This is a genomic window from Micromonospora sp. WMMD736 (assembly GCF_049179015.1).
Classification (GTDB): domain Bacteria; phylum Actinomycetota; class Actinomycetes; order Mycobacteriales; family Micromonosporaceae; genus Micromonospora.
Genome location: NZ_JBMHMI010000001.1, coordinates 6507757 through 6524338 on the forward strand (window position 1 = coordinate 6507757; position 16582 = coordinate 6524338).

At 69.3% G+C, this 16582-nt stretch carries 17 protein-coding genes; 9 read left to right on the forward strand and 8 right to left on the reverse strand.

Annotation, left to right across the window (positions count from 1 at the left end):
- Nucleotides 1-2: 2 nt before the first annotated feature.
- The 3 genes from ACN269_RS29585 to ACN269_RS29595 all read right to left on the reverse strand — a co-directional run bounded on the left by ACN269_RS29585 (nucleotide 3) and on the right by ACN269_RS29595 (nucleotide 3067).
- Nucleotides 3-548 carry a hypothetical protein gene (locus ACN269_RS29585; protein ID WP_421475519.1) on the reverse strand — a complete coding sequence of 182 codons (546 nt, stop codon included), beginning with the start codon at nucleotides 546-548 and terminating at the stop codon, nucleotides 3-5.
- 115 nt (nucleotides 549-663) lie between these two features.
- Nucleotides 664-1686: a DUF4331 family protein gene (locus ACN269_RS29590; RefSeq protein WP_421475520.1), complete on the reverse strand. Its 1023-nt coding sequence runs from the start codon at nucleotides 1684-1686 to the stop codon at nucleotides 664-666.
- A 124-nt stretch (nucleotides 1687-1810) separates the two neighbouring features.
- Nucleotides 1811-3067: a ricin-type beta-trefoil lectin domain protein gene (locus tag ACN269_RS29595; protein WP_421475521.1), complete on the reverse strand. Its 1257-nt coding sequence runs from the start codon at nucleotides 3065-3067 to the stop codon at nucleotides 1811-1813.
- 292 nt (nucleotides 3068-3359) lie between these two features.
- On the opposite strand from ACN269_RS29595, the gene ACN269_RS29600 reads away from it, so the two are divergent.
- On the forward strand, nucleotides 3360-3758 hold the full coding sequence (locus tag ACN269_RS29600; protein ID WP_421475522.1) for a hypothetical protein: 399 nt from the start codon (nucleotides 3360-3362) through the stop codon (nucleotides 3756-3758).
- Between the two features lie 235 nt (nucleotides 3759-3993).
- Here the strand turns inward: ACN269_RS29600 and ACN269_RS29605 are convergent, their stop codons facing one another.
- The gene (locus tag ACN269_RS29605) at nucleotides 3994-4614 is read right to left on the reverse strand and encodes a TetR family transcriptional regulator C-terminal domain-containing protein (protein ID WP_421475523.1); all 621 of its coding nucleotides are present in this window, start codon (nucleotides 4612-4614) and stop codon (nucleotides 3994-3996) included.
- Between the two features lie 68 nt (nucleotides 4615-4682).
- Here ACN269_RS29605 and ACN269_RS29610 point away from each other — a divergent pair, with 68 nt between their 5' ends.
- The 6 genes from ACN269_RS29610 to ACN269_RS29635 all read left to right on the forward strand — a co-directional run bounded on the left by ACN269_RS29610 (nucleotide 4683) and on the right by ACN269_RS29635 (nucleotide 11863).
- A complete protein-coding gene (locus ACN269_RS29610; RefSeq protein WP_421475524.1) occupies nucleotides 4683-5399 on the forward strand; it encodes an SDR family NAD(P)-dependent oxidoreductase in 717 nt (238 codons plus the stop codon).
- Between the two features lie 29 nt (nucleotides 5400-5428).
- Entirely contained in the window at nucleotides 5429-5659 is a 231-nt protein-coding gene (locus ACN269_RS29615; RefSeq protein WP_421475525.1) for a tautomerase family protein, read from the forward strand.
- Between the two features lie 828 nt (nucleotides 5660-6487).
- Nucleotides 6488-8035, forward strand: a complete 1548-nt coding sequence (gene mmsA / locus ACN269_RS29620; protein ID WP_421475526.1) for a multiple monosaccharide ABC transporter ATP-binding protein — start codon at nucleotides 6488-6490, stop codon at nucleotides 8033-8035.
- Nucleotides 8032-9330: a multiple monosaccharide ABC transporter permease gene (gene mmsB, locus ACN269_RS29625; RefSeq protein ID WP_421475527.1), complete on the forward strand. Its 1299-nt coding sequence runs from the start codon at nucleotides 8032-8034 to the stop codon at nucleotides 9328-9330. Before mmsA ends, mmsB begins: the two co-directional genes overlap by 4 nt.
- A gap of 51 nt (nucleotides 9331-9381) precedes the next feature.
- On the forward strand, nucleotides 9382-10488 hold the full coding sequence (locus ACN269_RS29630; protein ID WP_421475528.1) for a substrate-binding domain-containing protein: 1107 nt from the start codon (nucleotides 9382-9384) through the stop codon (nucleotides 10486-10488).
- Nucleotides 10489-10600: 112 nt separating this feature from the next.
- Entirely contained in the window at nucleotides 10601-11863 is a 1263-nt protein-coding gene (locus ACN269_RS29635; RefSeq protein WP_421475529.1) for an ROK family transcriptional regulator, read from the forward strand.
- Here ACN269_RS29635 and ACN269_RS29640 read toward each other — a convergent pair.
- Complete coding sequence (locus ACN269_RS29640) at nucleotides 11860-12198, reverse strand: hypothetical protein (protein WP_421475530.1); 339 nt, start codon at nucleotides 12196-12198, stop codon at nucleotides 11860-11862. The two genes, ACN269_RS29635 and ACN269_RS29640, sit on opposite strands and share 4 nt — an antisense overlap.
- Before the next feature lie 91 nt (nucleotides 12199-12289).
- Between ACN269_RS29640 and ACN269_RS29645 the strand changes: the two genes are divergently transcribed.
- Both ACN269_RS29645 and ACN269_RS29650 read left to right on the forward strand, forming a co-directional pair.
- Nucleotides 12290-13255 carry an ATP-binding cassette domain-containing protein gene (locus tag ACN269_RS29645; protein WP_421475531.1) on the forward strand — a complete coding sequence of 322 codons (966 nt, stop codon included), beginning with the start codon at nucleotides 12290-12292 and terminating at the stop codon, nucleotides 13253-13255.
- The gene (locus ACN269_RS29650) at nucleotides 13252-14079 is read left to right on the forward strand and encodes an ABC transporter permease (RefSeq protein ID WP_421475532.1); all 828 of its coding nucleotides are present in this window, start codon (nucleotides 13252-13254) and stop codon (nucleotides 14077-14079) included. The genes ACN269_RS29645 and ACN269_RS29650 overlap by 4 nt, the downstream gene beginning before the upstream one ends.
- 58 nt (nucleotides 14080-14137) lie before the next feature.
- Here the strand turns inward: ACN269_RS29650 and ACN269_RS29655 are convergent, their stop codons facing one another.
- From ACN269_RS29655 to ACN269_RS29665, 3 genes are read right to left on the reverse strand one after another with little or no spacing between them, the layout of a single operon-like run.
- Nucleotides 14138-15127, reverse strand: coding sequence for an ABC transporter permease (locus ACN269_RS29655; RefSeq protein ID WP_421475533.1), 990 nt, complete (start codon nucleotides 15125-15127; stop codon nucleotides 14138-14140).
- Entirely contained in the window at nucleotides 15124-16014 is an 891-nt protein-coding gene (locus ACN269_RS29660; protein ID WP_421475534.1) for an ABC transporter ATP-binding protein, read from the reverse strand. The genes ACN269_RS29655 and ACN269_RS29660 overlap by 4 nt, the downstream gene beginning before the upstream one ends.
- 20 nt (nucleotides 16015-16034) lie before the next feature.
- On the reverse strand, nucleotides 16035-16442 hold the full coding sequence (locus tag ACN269_RS29665; RefSeq protein WP_421475535.1) for a GntR family transcriptional regulator: 408 nt from the start codon (nucleotides 16440-16442) through the stop codon (nucleotides 16035-16037).
- Nucleotides 16443-16582: the final 140 nt, after the last annotated feature.

The window sequence follows — 16582 nt, forward strand, 5'->3', positions numbered from 1 at the left end:
GCTCAGAACACCGAATGTGTCACCGTCCCCGTGTAGACACCCTGGACGGTGCCGACCGGGATGTTCACCACCAGCGTCGGGTTCCAGGTGGCGAAGTTGTTGCCCGTTCCGCCGGTGTGGCTCATCGCCGTCCGTGGGACGTTGATGATCACCTGCTGGGCCGCCGTCGGCTGTCCCGGCGTGAAGGTGCCGCCACCGGCGGTCGCCGTGGCGGGACCGGACCAGTACAGGACGTTGATGTTCGGGATCGTCTCGCCCGAGGTGCCGCCACCGGTGGTGAAGTCGGTGGAGATGACGGTGGCGTTCCAGTTGGGGGTGAGCGATCCGCGCTGGTCCAGCACGGTCACCGGGCCGAGTTGGCCGGTGACCGTCGAACCCTCGACGCCGTGTCCGATGTTCGCCGTCGCCGGCACCGTGATCGAGAGACCACCGGCGGCGTCGACGGTGAGGGTCACGATCGTGTCGCCCGTCGTGTCGGCGGCGGCCGGTCCCGCGAGAGCGAGGGTGGCGGCGATGCCGGCCACGCCCGCGAGAAGCTTCCTGCGCATCAAGTCTCCTATCTGAGTCGCCCAACGGATGCGAGTCAGAGGCTAACTGCGCAAACAAGCATGAAACGGTCAAACCGTATGTCTGTCACCCGGGTGGGGTCCGCTCGGGCCGACGTCAGGCCGGAACGACGTACGGGAACGCGTCGGCTCGGGCCGCCTTCGTGACGTCGGCGGTGAGGCCCGAAGTCGTGCCGGTATTGAGGACCAGCGAGAACATCACCTCGGGCGCGTTGTCGGCCATGGTGCGGCCGTTGCGCACCGCGAAGCCGTAGTTCGCGGCCGTGCCCACCGTGTACGACAGCACGTCGGGGTAGAGCGCGCGGGCGACGCTCCAGCCGTACGCCTGCGGGTCCGGCGCGGTGCCGTTCGCCGCGACCACCCCGGCGATCGCCTTGGCGATCTCCTCCCCGCCCTCGGGCAGGTCCTGGCGGGGGTGGCGGAAGTTCGCCGGGTCCGAGAAGTCGGTGTCGTGCGGCCAGAACACGGGCCACATCATGGGGTGGCCGGCCCGGTTGATCTGCCGCCACCCGCCCGCGTCGGTGGCGAGCAGGGTCCGGCACCAGACGCCGATCTCGGTGCCCTCACGCAGCAGCGGCTCGTCGTGGGAGACCTCCAGGACGATCGACTCGACGGTGGTGCCGGCGAAGCTGTTCTTCGCCTGGTCGGCCCGCCACGCCGAGCGGTCCACCTTCGCGCCGTTCTTGACCGCGCCGTTGATGGTGGCGAGTTCGTCGAGGTCGATGTAGAACGGGTCGGTGATCCGACCGGCCCAGACCCGGACGCGCTGCCCGGTCGTCACCTCGCCGGTCCTGCCCTCGGCGATCGGCGTGCCCATGGCGGCGTCGTCGCGGGCGTCGGCGCCGGTGAGTTCGTACAGTTGGAGGGCCTGTACGGCGTTGCCGTCCGGCTCGCCGAACGCGAACCGGTAGGTCAGCTCCTCGGTGTCCGCCCCGTTGAAGTGAACCTTGAACTCGTAGCGGGCCTCGGCGTGGAAGCCGCGCTTGATGTCGGCCCTGGTCACCGAACTGTTGACGTCCATGACGAACACCGTGGCGCGGTCGCCGTCGAAGACGTACAGGTCGTCGATGTAGAGCTGACCTCCCTGGGCGGCGAGGGGGGTGTCGAGGTGGTGCGACATGAGTTCACTCCCGTGATAGCTATATCCGGACTAAACCGAACATAGCGGTCGCGGTGTGGTCGCGATTCGGGTTCGGGCCGTCCGGGGCTGCGCCCGGACGGCCCGTTCACCCCTACCGGTCTCGTCAGAAGCGGGACCACTTCTGGTTGGACGCGCCGAGGCAGTCCCAGAGGTGCAGCTTGCCACCGTTGTTGGGGTTGGCCTCCCGTACGTCGACGCACTTGTTGGCGCTGAGGTTCACCAGGTCGCCCGCGCTGTTGAGCGTGAAGCGCTGGGCCGGGTTGCCGTTGCAGCTGACCAGGTTGACCTCGGTGCCGTTGGCCGTGCCGGCCCAGGCCGGGTCCATGCACTTGCCCATCGCCCGGACGGTCCCGTCGGAGGCGAAGGTCCACGCCTGCGCCGCGGTCGTGTTGCAGTCCCAGATCTGCAACTTGGCGCCCTCGACCGGGTTGGCGCTCGGGATGTCGATGCAACGACCGCTCTGCGCTCCCCGGATCCGGGTGGTGCCGGGCGTCGGGTTGCCGCCGTCGGAGGTGTAGCTCGACACCCGGACGTAGTCGACGAGCATCTGCTGGGGGAACTGAGTGGAGCCGTCCGGGTAGCCGGGCCAGTTCCCGCCGACCGCCACGTTCAGGATCATGAAGAACGGGTGATCGAACACCCACCGGTTGCCGCCGAGGCGGGCCGGGTCGACCCGGTGGTACTGCACCCCGTCCAGGTACCAGGTGATCGCGCCCGGTTCCCAGTCCACCCGGTAGTCGTGGAAACCGTCGGCGAGCGGGCCGCCGATCGTGCGGCTGCCGGTGATGCCACCACTGCCGGAGTAGCCGGGGCCGTGCACGGTGCCGTAGACGGTGTTGGGCTCCCGGCCGATGTTCTCCATGACGTCGATCTCGCCGGCATCGGGCCACCCGCCGCCGGTGCCGAGCATCCAGAACGCCGGCCAGATGCCCTGGCCGCGAGGAATCTTGATGCGGGCCTCGAAGCGACCGTACGTCTGGGTGAAGGTCGCGGCGGTCAGCAGCCGGGCCGAGGTGTACTCGCAGCGACCGTAGTGGCACTGGTAGTTGGCCGGGTTCTCCCGGCGGGCCGTGATGACGAGGTTGCCCTGACCGTCGTGTACGGCGTTGCTGGTGCTGTTGGTGTAGTACTGCCGCTCGTTGTTGCCCCAACCGCCGCCGCCGATATCGAAGCGCCACTTGTTCGCGTCGACGGGCGTGCCGGCCGGGGCGTTGAACTCGTCCTGCCAGGTGATCGGCCCGATGGCGGCCTCGGCGCGGTCGGACTGACCCGGGAGGGTGAGGGAGGCGAGGGTGGTGACGAGGGCGACCGCCGCGAGGGCGAGGGGGCGGCTTCGGGAGGTGCGTCGGGCTGTGAACACGGGAGGCTCCTCGGCGGGATGACAGTGGCGGCGGCGCGTCGGAGGCGGCGCGTCGGAGATGCGTGGAGAGCGCTCTCCAAACGAAGCATGTCGATATAGTCGTCTTTCTGTCAAGAGTGTTTCCAATACCGCGACGGTCCGTTACCGCCCGATCGCATCCCTCGATAGCGGTCGAATCGACACTTCCTATTGCCGTGGAGCGTCCACCCGGGACAGGATGGCGAGGTCCGCAGGAAACCTCCCCGTAACCTGCGTGCTGCTGGTCTCTGTCACAAGGAAGTGGGAGTCAGTCATGAGCGACGCGTCGACGGCGCTGGGTGTGCGCCTCTACCCGGACCTGGTCGAGCCGGGTGGCCTGGCCCCCGCGCTCATCGAGGCCGCGGCCCGCCACCGGCTCGACATCGGCCGGGTGACCGCGCCCGAGCAGGGGCGCGCCCGGTTCACCTGCGCCGAACTGCACTCCGATCAGGGTGTGGTCTGCGTCGGGCTGGGCTCGCAGGCCCGCTACTTCATGATCGACGTCCGCTCGGCGGGCGAGGTGCTCGCACGCGGCGACTGCATGGACCTGCTCCAGGTCGCCCAGGTGGCCGCCGCCTGGCGGGAGGGGGCGACGCTCGCCGAGCTGACCGCCCGGTTCGCGTTCATGGAGGAGATCAAGCACCGCCCGGCGCCGGTGGCCCAGGTCGGCTAGCTCGGCGTCGTAGTCGGGCGGCGACGGCGGCCCGAAACCACGGTCCCGGTCCAGGTAGGACGATCGCACGAAGGCGACGACGCGTTCGGCGTCGGCCGCCGTGGAGGTTGGCCCGAACGGCACCCGTACCGCGCCGCCGGTCGGCAGCGCCAGCGCCCTGAACGTCACGCCTCGTGGACGTCACTGAGCGACCGCGCAGCGCGCCCGGAGTGGACGGTCGGCGACGGTCGCCCGTTCAGTCGGTGCTGGTCCGCTCCTGCGCCGGCACCTGGAGAAGGTCCAGGCAGTTGCGCCACAGCGTCTCCAGTTGGGTCGGATCGTTGAGCAACTTCGCGAGCAGGACCCGCCCCTCGATCTGGGCGACGATCGATCGGGCGGCCTCCCGGGTGTCGACCGACGAGCCCGCCAGGCCGCGCTCCTTCGCCTCGGTGACGACCTGCTCGATGAGGCTGATCTGCTCCTCGAAGATCTCCTGGAGCCGAGCGCGGATCTCCTCGGCCTGGTTGCTGAGTTCGAGGGCGAGGTTGCCGAACAGACAGCCGGCGACCACGCCGGCCTTCTGTTGGCCGGCGCGCTGGACCTCCTCGGTGGCCTCGAACAGGTCCCGGAGCCGCTGTAGTGGGTCGCGTTCGCTGCCGAGCAACTGCTCCCACTGGCGGCGCTGGGTGGCCCAGTGTTCGTCGATGACGGTGCGGGCGAGCGCCTGCTTGGACTCGAAGAAGTAGTAGAAGCTGCCCTTCGGCACGCCGGCCACCGCGCAGATCTCGGCCACGCCCAGCGCCGTGTAGCCGCGCTGCTCGATCAGCGCGGCGGCCGCCTCGAGGATCTTGTTCTTCGCGTCACTGGTCCGCCCCATGCCTCGACGATACACGACCGGTCGGCTAGCTTTTAGTAGACCAGTCGTCTAGTGAAGGTGGTTTTCTCATGAACAGCACTCAGGGTCAGAAGGTCGTTGTCATCACCGGCGCCTCCCAGGGCATCGGGGCCGGCCTCGTGGACGCCTACCGCAAGCTCGGGTACGGCGTCGTGGCGACCTCACGCTCGATCGGCGCGTCCACCGACCCGGAGATCGTCACGGTCCAGGGCGACATCGCCGAGGCCGACACCGCGGAGCGGGTGGTCCGCGCCGCTCTGGACCGGTTCGGGCGGATCGACACCCTGGTGAACAACGCGGGCGTCTTCGTCGCCAAGCCGTTCACCGACTACACTGCCGAGGACTTCGCCCAGGTCACCGGGATCAACCTCGCCGGGTTCTTCCACCTCACCCAGCGCGCCATGCCGCACCTGCTGGCCGGCGGTGCCGGTCACATCGTCAGCATCACGACGAGCTTCGTCGACCAGCCCAACTCGAACGTCCCGTCGGTGCTCGCGTCACTGACCAAGGGCGGTCTCAGCTCGGCGACCAAGTCGCTGGCCATCGAGTACGCGAGTCGCGGCGTACGGGTCAACGCCGTCGCGCCCGGCGTCATCAAGACCCCGATGCACCCGGTCGAGACGCACCAGACGCTCGCGGGTCTCCACCCGGTGGGCCGGATGGGCGAGACCAGCGACGTGGTCGACGCCGTGCTCTACCTCGAGTCCGCCCCGTTCGTCACCGGCGAGGTCCTGCACGTCGACGGTGGGCAGAACGCTGGTCACTGACTCCACCCGACAGCCGAGAGGAGCAGGCGATGCCGATCGTGACCATCCAGATCACCCGTGAGGGCAGCACCGCGGGCGCGTCCGCGGCGACCGCTGAGGAGAAGGCCGCCCTCATCAAGGGGGTGAGCGAGTTGCTGCGCGACGTCCTGAACAAGCCGTTGACGTCGACCTTCGTGGTGATCGACGAGGTCGAGACCGAGAACTGGGGTCGAGGAGGCCTCCCCGTCGACCAGTTCCGCCAACGGCAGGCACCCGAGTAAGCCGACGCCCCGCCCCGCCCCGCCCCGCGCCCTGAGGTCCGCGTCGATCTTGCGGTTTCTGTCCCGACATACGTGCCGTATCGCCCCATGTCGACAACCGAAACTGCAAGATCGGCGCGGTCATGGGGCCTGGGCTCGACGATCATGGGGTTGTGGTGCCTGTCTTGTCGTCTTGCGGGCGCTTTGTCGCCCACCGCAACTCCATGATCGACGGGGCGGGGCGAAGCGGGCGGGGCGCGACGGGGCTGGGCGCGACGGGGCGGGGCGCGACGGGGGCGGGGCGCGACGGGGCGGGTCCGGGCGGGGCGGGGGCGAAGGGGCTGATCTCGCCCAAAAGGGACGTTCAGTCTTATGTTCGTCTGCTGGTGCGGGGCCCCTTGTTGGGCGATCAGCGTCGATCTTGCCTGCGGGTGGAGGCGTGGGTCACACCGCTGATCGGGGTTTGCGGTGTGGTCGTGAGGGGGCGTCGGCGTTGCGGTTGGATCAAGATCACTGGATGGGGGCGAGCGCACCTGGCACCGCGCCGACCCCGCCTCGCGGCGGAACATGCCTGGTGGGGGCCCTCCGACGGTGACCGGAGCCGATCGCGGGCCCATCTTCCATTTGACAACGTTGCCAGGGGCACGTCATGGTGCCACCAGCGACTGTTGGGGCGAGCGTGACGGGCGAATACTCTGCTTCGTCTATATTGCCGGATTGTTACATTTTCAACAGCGCCTCGCCTTGCGGATGGCCTGCTCACCGCAATACGTTGCCGTCAACAACAAAACCAAGTGAAGGTTCAACCTTCCGGAGGCAACCGATGACGTTGGCGAGGTGGTACGAGCGATGAGCAACGTGCCGACCCTCCTTGAGATGCGCTCCATCACCAAGGAGTTCCCCGGAGTCAAGGCCCTCTCCGACGTCAACCTGGTGGTTCGCGCCGGCGAGATCCATGCCATCTGCGGCGAGAACGGTGCGGGCAAGTCCACGCTGATGAAGGTGCTCAGCGGGGTCTACCCGTACGGCAGCTACGACGGCCAGATCGTCTACCAGGGGTCGGAGAGCAAGTTCTCCGACATCCGGGCGAGCGAGAGCGCCGGAATCGTGATCATCCACCAGGAGCTGGCGCTCATTCCCGGCATGTCGATCACCGAGAACATCTTCCTCGGTAACGAACCGCGCAAGCGGGGCGCGATCGACTGGAAGGCCGCGAACCGGATGGCGCTCGACCTGATGGCCCGGGTCGGCCTGGAGGAAGACCCGGACACCCTGGTCAAGGACATCGGCGTCGGCAAGCAGCAGCTCGTCGAGATCGCCAAGGCGTTCGCCAAGGACGTCAAGCTGCTCATCCTCGACGAGCCGACGGCCGCCCTGAACGAGGCGGACTCGCGGCACCTGCTGGACCTGCTGCGCGGTTTCCGCTCGCGCGGCATCACCTCGATCATGATCTCGCACAAGCTGAACGAGATCGAGGCGATCGCGGACCAGATCACGATCCTGCGCGACGGCAAGACCGTGGAGACCCTGGACGTCAAGGCCGACGGGGTCGACGAGGACCGGATCGTGCGGGGCATGGTCGGTCGCGAGTTGAACAGCCGTTTCCCGGACCACACCCCGAAGATCGGCGACGTCTTCTTCGAGGTGCGCAACTGGAACGTGCGGCACCCGATCTCGGCCGAGCGGCAGGTCTGCAAGAACGAGAGCTTCGTGGTGCGCCGCGGCGAGATCGTCGGCTTCGCCGGCCTGATGGGTGCGGGCCGCACCGAACTCGCAATGAGCGTCTTCGGCCGCTCCTACGGGGTGTACGAGTCGGGCACGATCATCAAGGACGGCAAGGAGATCGTGCTGAAGTCGGTGGCGGACGCCATCGACCACGGGCTCGCGTACGTCAGCGAGGACCGCAAGGCGATCGGCCTCAACCTGCTCGACGACATCAAGACGTCGACGGTGGCCGCCAAGCTCTCCAAGATCACGCACCACGGCGTGCTCGACGAGGTCGAGGAGTACCAGGCGGCCGAGGCGTACCGCAAGGAGTTGCGGACCAAGGCCCCGACGGTCGACGAGGGTGTCGCCAAGCTCTCCGGTGGCAACCAGCAGAAGGTCGTCCTGGCCAAGTGGATGTTCACCGACCCGGACCTGCTGATCCTCGACGAGCCGACCCGCGGTATCGACGTGGGCGCGAAGTACGAGATCTACGGCATCATCCAGCGGCTCGCCGACCAGGGGAAGGGCGTCATCGTCATCTCCTCTGAGCTGCCTGAGCTGATCGGGCTCTGCGACCGCATCTACACCGTGTTCGAAGGCGCCATCACGGGCGAGATCGCTCGGGCGGACGCGGACCCGGAGACCCTCATGAAGCAGATGACCTCGACGAAGAAGTTGGCCACCCGATGAGTCGTATCAAGGACCTTCAGAAGAACCTGTTCGGAGGTACGACCTCCAACGCCCGCCAGTTCGGGATGATCTTCACCCTGGTGGCGATCGTCGTCCTGTTCCAGATCCTGACCGACGGGCTCACCCTGCGGTCGGACAACCTGATCGCGCTGTTCCAGCAGAACTCGTACATCCTGATCCTGGCCATCGGCATGCTCATGGTGATCGTTGCCGGGCACATCGACCTCTCGGTCGGCTCGGTCGCGGCGTTCGCCGGCATCCTGGTCGCCAAGTCGATGACCGAGTGGGACCTGCCCTGGCCGCTCGCCATCCTGTTCGGTCTGGCGATCGGCGCGATCATCGGCGCCTGGCAGGGTTTCTGGGTGGCGTACATCGGGGTGCCGGCGTTCATCGTCACCCTGGCCGGCATGCTGCTGTTCCGCGGTGGCAACCAGTTCATCGGTAACGCGAACACGATCCCGGTGCCGGAGGGCTTCCGGGAGATCGGCTCGGGCTTCCTGCCCGAGTTCGGGCCGAACACCGGCTACAACAACGCGACGCTGCTGCTCGGCCTGGCCGCCGCGGTGGCCGTGGTGTGGCGGGAGCTCCAGGCCCGCAAGACCCGCAAGGCCATGGACGCCGATCCGGCCCCGGTGTGGATCTCGATCCTGCGGATGGCCGTCATGGTCGGCGTGATCGCCTTCGCCGCGCTGCGCTTCGCCAGCGGTCGCGTCGGCACCAGCTTCCCGATCTCGGGCATCATCCTGGTGGCGCTGGTCATCGCGTACTCCTTCTACACCCGCAACACCGCAGGCGGCCGACACATCTACGCGGTGGGCGGCAACTCCCGGGCGGCCGAGCTGTCCGGCGTGAAGCTCAAGCGGGTCAACTTCCTCGTCATGATGAACATGTCCGTCCTGGCCGCGCTGGCCGGCATGATCTTCGTGGCCCGCTCGGCGGCCTCCGGCCCGCAGGACGGCAACGGCTGGGAGCTGGACGCCATCGCCGCGGTCTTCATCGGTGGCGCGGCCGTCTCCGGCGGTATCGGCACCATCAGCGGTTCGATCGTCGGTGGTCTCGTCATGGCCGTGCTCAACAACGGTCTGCAGCTGATGGGCGTCGGCACCGACCGGGTCCAGATCATCAAGGGCCTGGTCCTGCTGCTGGCCGTCGCGATCGACGTCTACAACAAGAGCCAGGGGCGCTTCTCCATCATCGGGAGCCTGATGCGGCCGTTCCGCCGCGACGACTCCGCCCCATCCGCCTCACCGCCGGACGCGGAGCGCGAGCCCGCCAAGGCAGCGGTGTCCGGCTGACGGCCACCGACCTCACCACCCGTCTCACCTCCAGAAAGGCAAGTCCTCACCATGCGTAAAATCTTCGGCTCGTCGGTGGTGGCCATCAGCGCCGCCGCCATGCTGGCCCTGGCCGGCTGCGGCTCCGGCCGCGACGGCGACGACGCGGGCTCCAAGGGCGGCGACGCCAAGGGCTTCGCGGCGAACTCCCTGATCGGTGTCGCCCTGCCGGCCAAGACCTCGGAGAACTGGGTTCTCGCCGGTGACCTGTTCACCAACGGCCTCAAGGAGGCCGGTTTCCAGGCTGACGTGCAGTACGCCGGCGCGTCGACCACGGTCGCCGACCAGCAGGCCCAGATCACCGCCATGACCACCAAGGGCGCCAAGGTCATCGTCATCGGTGCGACCGACGCCGCGCAGCTGTCGACCCAGGTCGCCGCCGCGCACGCCGCCGGTGCCAAGGTCATCGCGTACGACCGGCTCATCACCAACACGCCGGACCTCGACTACTACGTCGCGTTCGACAACTTCAAGGTCGGCCAGCTCCAGGGTCAGGCCCTGCTGGACGGCATGAAGGCCAAGAAGCCGAACGGCCCGTACAACATCGAGCTGTTCTCCGGCTCGCCGGACGACAACAACGCCGGTGTCTTCTTCAACGGCGCGATGGACGTGCTCAAGCCGGAGATCGACAAGGGCAACGTCGTCGTCGCCTCGGGTCAGAAGGACGTCAAGCAGACCGCCATCCAGGGTTGGAAGGCCGAGGGTGCGCAGGCCCGCATGGACCAGCTGCTGACCTCGACCTACGGCAACAAGGAGCTGGACGGCGTCCTCTCCCCGAACGACACCCTGGCCCGCGCGATCCTGACCTCGGTCAAGGGCGCCGGCAAGCCGATCCCGGTGGTCACCGGTCAGGACTCCGAGGTCGAGTCGGTCAAGTCGATCGTCAAGGGCGAGCAGTACATGACGATCAACAAGGACACCCGCAACCTGGTGAAGGAGACCATCAACATGGTCAAGGCTCTCCAGGCCGGTAACGCCCCGCAGGTGAACGACACCAAGTCCTACAACAACGGCAGCAAGGTCGTCGACACGTTCCTGCTCCCGCCGGTCGCCGTCACCAAGGCGAACGTGGTCGAGGCGTACGCCAACGACCCGAAGCTCGCGCCGCTCACCAAGTAATCACCGCACGGTAAGCAGCACCGCCGATGGGTCCCGGGTCTCCTCTTCCGGGACCCATCGTCGTCCGTGCCCCATCGTCCAGCCGGCACCGATCCGTGAAGGAGGTCTGACCGTGGCAACACCCGTGCGGTCCAGGCCAGCCGGCGCCGGCCGTACCGTCGACACCCCACTGCCCCCGGTCCCCGGCGCCAGCCAGGAGGAGATTCGACGGCAGAACCTCGGCGCCGTGCTGCGCTACGTGCACCTGCACGGGCCGACATCGCGGGCCGAGCTGACCAGCCGTCTCGGCCTGAACCGCAGCACCATCGGCGCCCTCGCCGCCGACCTGACCGCCAGTGGTCTGGTCACCGAGGAGGCGCCGACCACGACCCGCCGCGCCGGCCGGCCCTCCCTCGTGGTCAGCCCCCGCTCCGACCGGGTCTACGCGCACGCGCTCAGCATCGACGCGGACCGACTGCGGGCCGCGCGGATCGGCCTCGGCGGTCGCATCCTCGACCTGCGGGAGGCACCCCGTCCCGGTGGCATGTCGGCCGTCGACGCCGTCCGCCCGCTGGCCGACCTCGTACGCGGGATGGAGCGCGGCGTCGCCGCCGACGCGCTGCTGGTCGGCGGCGCGGTCGCCGTCACCGACACCACCCGCGACGCGGACGGCGGCCTGCGGATCGTCGGCGTCGAGGAGGGACTGAGCGCCGCCCTCGAAGCCGAGCTGGCCGACTGCCCCGGGTTCGTGGCCGGGGACCTGGCCGACATCGCGGGCCTGGCGGAGCACATCCGGGGCGTGGCCCCCGGCATCGACGACCTCATCTACCTGCACGGCGACCTCGGCATCAGCGCCGGTATCGTGGTCGGCGGCCGACTGATGATCGGCCACCGCGGCCACAGCGGCAAGGTCGGCCACATGGTGGTCAACCCGAACGGCCTCCCGTGCGGCTGCGGCTCCCGTGGTTGCTGGGAGACCGAGATCTCCGAGGCCGCGCTGCTGCGGCACGCCGGCCGCGACCCGCACGACCGCGCCGCGGTGGCCGACGTGCTACGCGCCGCGGCGGACGGCGACGCGACCGCCCGCGCCGCCGTCGAGCGGGTCGCCGACTGGCTCGGGTTCGGCGTCGCGAACCTGGTCAACGTGGTCAACCCCGACGCCGTGGTGTTCGGTGGGTCGCTGCGCGACATCTTCATCGCCGGAGCGGACACGGTGCGGCGGCGGCTGGACGCCATGCCGCTGCCGGCCTCCCGTGAGCACCTGCGGTTGCGGGCTGCGGCTCTCGGCCGGGACGCCGTCCTGATCGGGGCCGCCGAGCTGGCCTTCGACAAACTGCTGGCCGACCCGCTCAACGTCGGCGTCGCCGGTCAGTCGGGTTCCCCCGACCCGGTCTAGGGGATCTCCCGCACCACGCTGGTGCCGTTGCCCTGCCGGGACTCCCAGGTCCAGGATTCGTGCAGCTCCAGGCGCTGGTCGGCCAGCACACGCACCTCGGTGACGCAGTGCCCGGAGGACGTCTGGCCCTCGGCGTTGAGTTGGACGTAGCGGAAGTCCAGCCGGTCGCCGTCGCGGGTGCCGACGAGGCAGCCGCGCCGGATGGAACCGCCGGCGTACTCGGCCCACACCTCACCCGCCCGCTCGTGGTAGCTGAAGACCGTCTCGGTGCCGATTTCTCCGGCCACCACGTCTGCCACGGCGGCGAACCGCCGGCCGTCCAACGAGATCGTCATGCCACCGAGGCTAGTCGATCAATGAGTGTCGTATCCGGTACCGTACCGTGTACGGTGGAGCCCGGTCTGAGGCCACGGGAAGGGGATCGGCATGACGACGAGCGGTACGGCGATAGTCGCGGAAGGGCTGCGGAAGCGATATCGGGAGCAGGTCGCGCTGGACGGCTTCGACCTGGAGGTGAAACGCGGGACGGTGTACGGCCTGCTCGGCCCGAACGGGGCCGGCAAGACCACGTCGGTACGGATCCTGTCCACCCTGCTGCGGCTCGACGGGGGCCGCGCCGAGGTCGCCGGGTTCGACGTGAGCCGCCAGCCCGACCAGGTGCGCTACCGGATCGGCCTGGTGGGGCAGTACCCCGCACTCGACGAGGCGCTCAGCGGCCGGCAGAACCTCGTGCTCTTCGGCCTGCTGTGCCGCCTGGGGCGTCGGCGGGCCGGGCGGCGCGCGGTCGAGTTGCTGGAACGGTTCGGCCTGGCCGACGTCGGCGAGCGGCCGGTCAGCGCGTACTCCGGGGGGATGCGTCGCCGGTTGGACCTGGCGGCCGGGATGGTCCTGGCCCCCGCCGTGCTGTTCCTGGACGAGCCCACCACGGGGCTGGACCCCCGCGGCCGCAACGAGGTGTGGGAGTCGATCCGCGAGTTGGTCCGCGCGGGCACCACGGTCCTGCTCACCACGCAGCACCTCGACGAGGCGGACCAGCTCGCCGACCGGATCTCGGTGGTCGAGGCCGGGCGGGTGATCGCCGAAGGCGCCCCGGACGAGCTGAAGGCGCAGCTCGGCGGCGATCGGATCGAACTGGTCGTGGGGGAGCCCACCGACCTCGCGACCGCCGTCGCGCAGGTACGCCGGGTCGTCGACGACGAACCCACCGTCGACGTGGACCGGCGCGCGGTCAGCGTCGGTGTCGGGCACCGCCCTGGTGCGCTCGTCGAGGTGCTCCGGGCACTCGACGCCGCGCAGGTCACGGTGGCCGACATCGCCCTGCGTCGACCCACCCTCGACGACGTCTTCCTGCACGTCACCGGCCACCGCGTCGAGACGGAGGTGTCCGCGTGAGCGCGACCTACCCGCCCTCGACGGTGGACCTGACACCCGGTCGACCCACCGCCCTGACCGACAGTGGCACCCTCGTCTGGCGCGGCCTGGCCCGGTGGCGACGTGACCCTGGGCCCCTGGTCGCCTCACTCGGTTTCAACATCCTGATCGTGCTGATCTTCGCCTACCTGTTCGGCGGGGCGATGCAGGTTCCCGACGGGGGCAGCTACCGGGAGTTCCTGATGCCCGGCATGTTCGTGATGACCATGGTGTTCGGCATCAGCCTCACCACGATCGCCGTCGCCGACGACCTGGAACGTGGCGTGACCGACCGGTTCCGGTCGATGCCGGTCGCGCCATTCGCTCCGCTGGTCGCCCGCGCGGTGACCGACCTGCTGTTCGCGCTGGTCACCCTGGCGGTGCTGCTGGGTACGGGCCTCGCGGTCGGCTGGCGGGCACACGGCGGAGCCGGTGCCGCGCTGGGCGCGGTGGGACTGGTCCTGCTGTTGCGGTTCGCCCTGGTCTGGGTGGGCATCTACCTGGGCCTGGTCACCCGTGGTCAGACGGCCGTCGTCGCCGTGCAGACCCTGGAGTTCCCGCTCGGCTTCCTCTCCAACGCGTTCGTCGCGCCGTCCACCATGCCGTCCTGGCTCGGCGCGGTGGCCGCCTGGAATCCGCTGTCGGCGACCGTCGGTGCCGCCCGGGAGCTGTTCGGCAACCCGGGCTGGGGTGGCGACTCGTGGGCGGCGCAGCACTACCCGTGGCTGGCGGTGCTCTGGCCCCTCGTGCTGGTAGGGATCTTCCTGCCGCTCTCCGTCGCCCGGTACCGGCGGCTGGGCCGCTGAGCCTGCGCTGACGGGTGATCGCCGGTGCCCCCGTGGCTCCGGCGATCACCCGTTTCCGCTACGCGATCCGGCGAACGCGGCGCACCGCGACGTAGAGCAGGAGGGCGGCGAGGGCGACGAAGATGCCCGTCTCGATGGTCTGGAACAGCCAGAACCGGTCCGCCGGCTGGTACATCTCCCAGTTGTACGCGCCCGGCCCGAGGCCCAGATCGGCACCGCAGACTCGGCCGTCCGGGCCTTTGCCGCTCGGCGGGCACTGGATGCGGGTGTTCTCCGCGACCATCGTCCCGTCGGCGTCGCGGATGCCCACGGCGAGAACCCAGTTGCCCCGGTCACCCTCCGGAATCCCGCCCCCCTGGATCGGGAAGGTCTGGGTGCGCGCGGGCTGGTAGTGCGGTCGGGCCAGGATCTCCACCGCCGCCCGTACGCCGATGTACCCGGCCAGGGTGATGCCCATGGCGGACAGCATCCGCTTCCAGACGGTGCCGGCGAAGATGCCGAGCGCCACGGCGAAGAGGGTGTACCCGATCGGCACGATGCCCTGCAGGTCGAAGACGATCACGCCGAGTCGACCCTCGTGCGCGGCCTGGGTGAGCGGTTCGACCCACCAGGACATGCCCAGTCCGTAGCCGACCGCGAGGAGCACGACTGCACCGCCGACCAGCCCGAACTTCACCAGCGCCCAGCGGGTGCGGCCGACGCCCTGGGTCCAGACGAACCGGTGGGTGCCCTGCTCCACCTCACGGGCCACCAGCGGTGCGCCCCAGAACAGGCCGACCAGCGCCGGGAGCGTGATCAGCAGTACCGCGACCAGGTTGAGGCTGTCGTACCGGTTGCTGAAGCGGTTGAAGCTCGCGTCGCAGGTCTCCCGGGTCGTCATCGCCACGTTCGGGTCGGCGAGTTGTCGCACGCAGTCGGCCAGCCCGAGGTCGGCGAAGGTGTTCCGCATCGTGATGCCGATCGGTACCAGCACCGCGGCGAGCACCAGGAAGCCCAGGAGGGTGTAGAAGGCCAGCTTGCGGTGTTGCCGCCAGGTCAGCCAGATCATGCCGCCACTCCCCACTCGCTGTGACTGGTCTGCGCGACGCCGTCGGCCAGGTAGGCCAGGACGATGTCCTCCAGGCTGACGTCGCGGACCGTCCACGATGGATCGGTGATCGGTCCGTCAGTGCGCACCAGCAGCGTGGACTGCCGGTCGGTGTGGCTGGCCCGGACCACGTGGGCGACGCCGCCGATCGCGCCACCGTCGTGGCGCGGCCCGACGAGCTGCCCGTGGGTGGCGACCAGGTCGTCGACCGTGCCGCTGAGCTGCACCTGGGCGGCGTTGAGCACGATCAGGTAGTCGCAGACCCGTTCCAGGTCGGCCAGCAGGTGCGACGAGAGCAGGACGGTGGTACCCGAGTCCGCGACGCTGCCCATCAACGACTGGAGGAACTCCCGGCGGGCCAGCGGGTCGAGGCTGGCCACCGGTTCGTCGAGCAGCAGCAGCCGGGGCTGCTTGGCCAGCGCCAGAGCGAGCGCCACCTGGGCGCGTTGCCCGCCGGAGAGCTTGCCGACCGGGCGATCCGGTGGGATGCCGAGCTGCGCCAGCCGGTTACGGGCCAGCGCGGCGTCCCAGCGGTGGTTCAGCTTGCCGCCGGCGACGACCAGTTCGGCGGCGGTGAAGTCCCGGTACAGCGGGGTGTCCTGGGCGACGAAACCGATGTCGGCCAGCCCTTCCGTGTCGCCGTACGGCGTCCTGCCGAACACCCGTACCGAACCCGCGTCGGGCTTGAGCAGGCCGACCGCGAGGTGCAGCAAGGTGCTCTTGCCCGCGCCGTTGGGCCCGACCAGGGCGGCGATCCGGCCGGCCGGAAGGTGCAGCGAACAATCCCGTAGCGCCCACGTCCTGCCGTACCGCTTGCCCAGCCGGTCGGCCTCCAAGACCATCTCCATCCTCTGTCCTCTCGTACCGCTCACGCGGGTTCCTTCTCTGCGGTGTCGTCGGTGAGGGTGGCGCGCAGCGTGGTCTCCACCAGGGCGACGACGTCCTCGGCCGTCAGGCCGGCGGCCTGGGCCCGGCGCAGCCACGCCACCAGGTCGTCGCGGAGTTCGGCCTGGTTGGGAAGGGACGCGCCGGCCAGGGTGCGCTGGACGAACGTGCCCACCCCGGGTCGGCCGCCGACCAGACCCTCGATCTCCAACTCCCGGTACGCCTTCAGCACCGTGTTCGGGTTGATCGCCAGCGACTGGGCGACGTCCCGAACCTTCGGCAGCTGATCGCCGGGTGCGAGCAGACCGACGCGCAGCGCCTGCTTCACCTGCTGCACGAGCTGCATGTAGGTGTTCACCTTCGACCGGCTGTCGAGCACGAACTCGATCACTCGTGATGATCCTTCCTGTTGTCCTACGACAGTAGGACTATGAGACAGCTTGGCCGCGTCGACGGCACCTGTCAAGCGCATCGGGGCCGTGGCACCCGTGGGCCACCGACTGGCACCGACGGGTCAGCCGCCCGGGAAGG

What these genes read in the sequence shown, in the direction of transcription:
- ACN269_RS29615 (WP_421475525.1), top strand. Translation starts at nt 5,429, where the DNA reads ATGCCGATCGTGACCATCCAGATCACCCGTGAGGGCAGCACCGCGGGC.
- ACN269_RS29630 (WP_421475528.1), top strand. Translation starts at nt 9,382, where the DNA reads ATGCGTAAAATCTTCGGCTCGTCGGTGGTGGCCATCAGCGCCGCCGCC.
- mmsA (WP_421475526.1), top strand. Translation starts at nt 6,488, where the DNA reads ATGAGCAACGTGCCGACCCTCCTTGAGATGCGCTCCATCACCAAGGAG.
- ACN269_RS29585 (WP_421475519.1), bottom strand. Translation starts at nt 548, where the DNA reads ATGCGCAGGAAGCTTCTCGCGGGCGTGGCCGGCATCGCCGCCACCCTC.
- ACN269_RS29605 (WP_421475523.1), bottom strand. Translation starts at nt 4,614, where the DNA reads ATGGGGCGGACCAGTGACGCGAAGAACAAGATCCTCGAGGCGGCCGCC.
- ACN269_RS29590 (WP_421475520.1), bottom strand. Translation starts at nt 1,686, where the DNA reads ATGTCGCACCACCTCGACACCCCCCTCGCCGCCCAGGGAGGTCAGCTC.
- mmsB (WP_421475527.1), top strand. Translation starts at nt 8,032, where the DNA reads ATGAGTCGTATCAAGGACCTTCAGAAGAACCTGTTCGGAGGTACGACC.
- ACN269_RS29640 (WP_421475530.1), bottom strand. Translation starts at nt 12,198, where the DNA reads ATGACGATCTCGTTGGACGGCCGGCGGTTCGCCGCCGTGGCAGACGTG.
- ACN269_RS29645 (WP_421475531.1), top strand. Translation starts at nt 12,290, where the DNA reads ATGACGACGAGCGGTACGGCGATAGTCGCGGAAGGGCTGCGGAAGCGA.
- ACN269_RS29600 (WP_421475522.1), top strand. Translation starts at nt 3,360, where the DNA reads ATGAGCGACGCGTCGACGGCGCTGGGTGTGCGCCTCTACCCGGACCTG.
- ACN269_RS29610 (WP_421475524.1), top strand. Translation starts at nt 4,683, where the DNA reads ATGAACAGCACTCAGGGTCAGAAGGTCGTTGTCATCACCGGCGCCTCC.
- ACN269_RS29660 (WP_421475534.1), bottom strand. Translation starts at nt 16,014, where the DNA reads ATGGAGATGGTCTTGGAGGCCGACCGGCTGGGCAAGCGGTACGGCAGG.
- ACN269_RS29655 (WP_421475533.1), bottom strand. Translation starts at nt 15,127, where the DNA reads ATGATCTGGCTGACCTGGCGGCAACACCGCAAGCTGGCCTTCTACACC.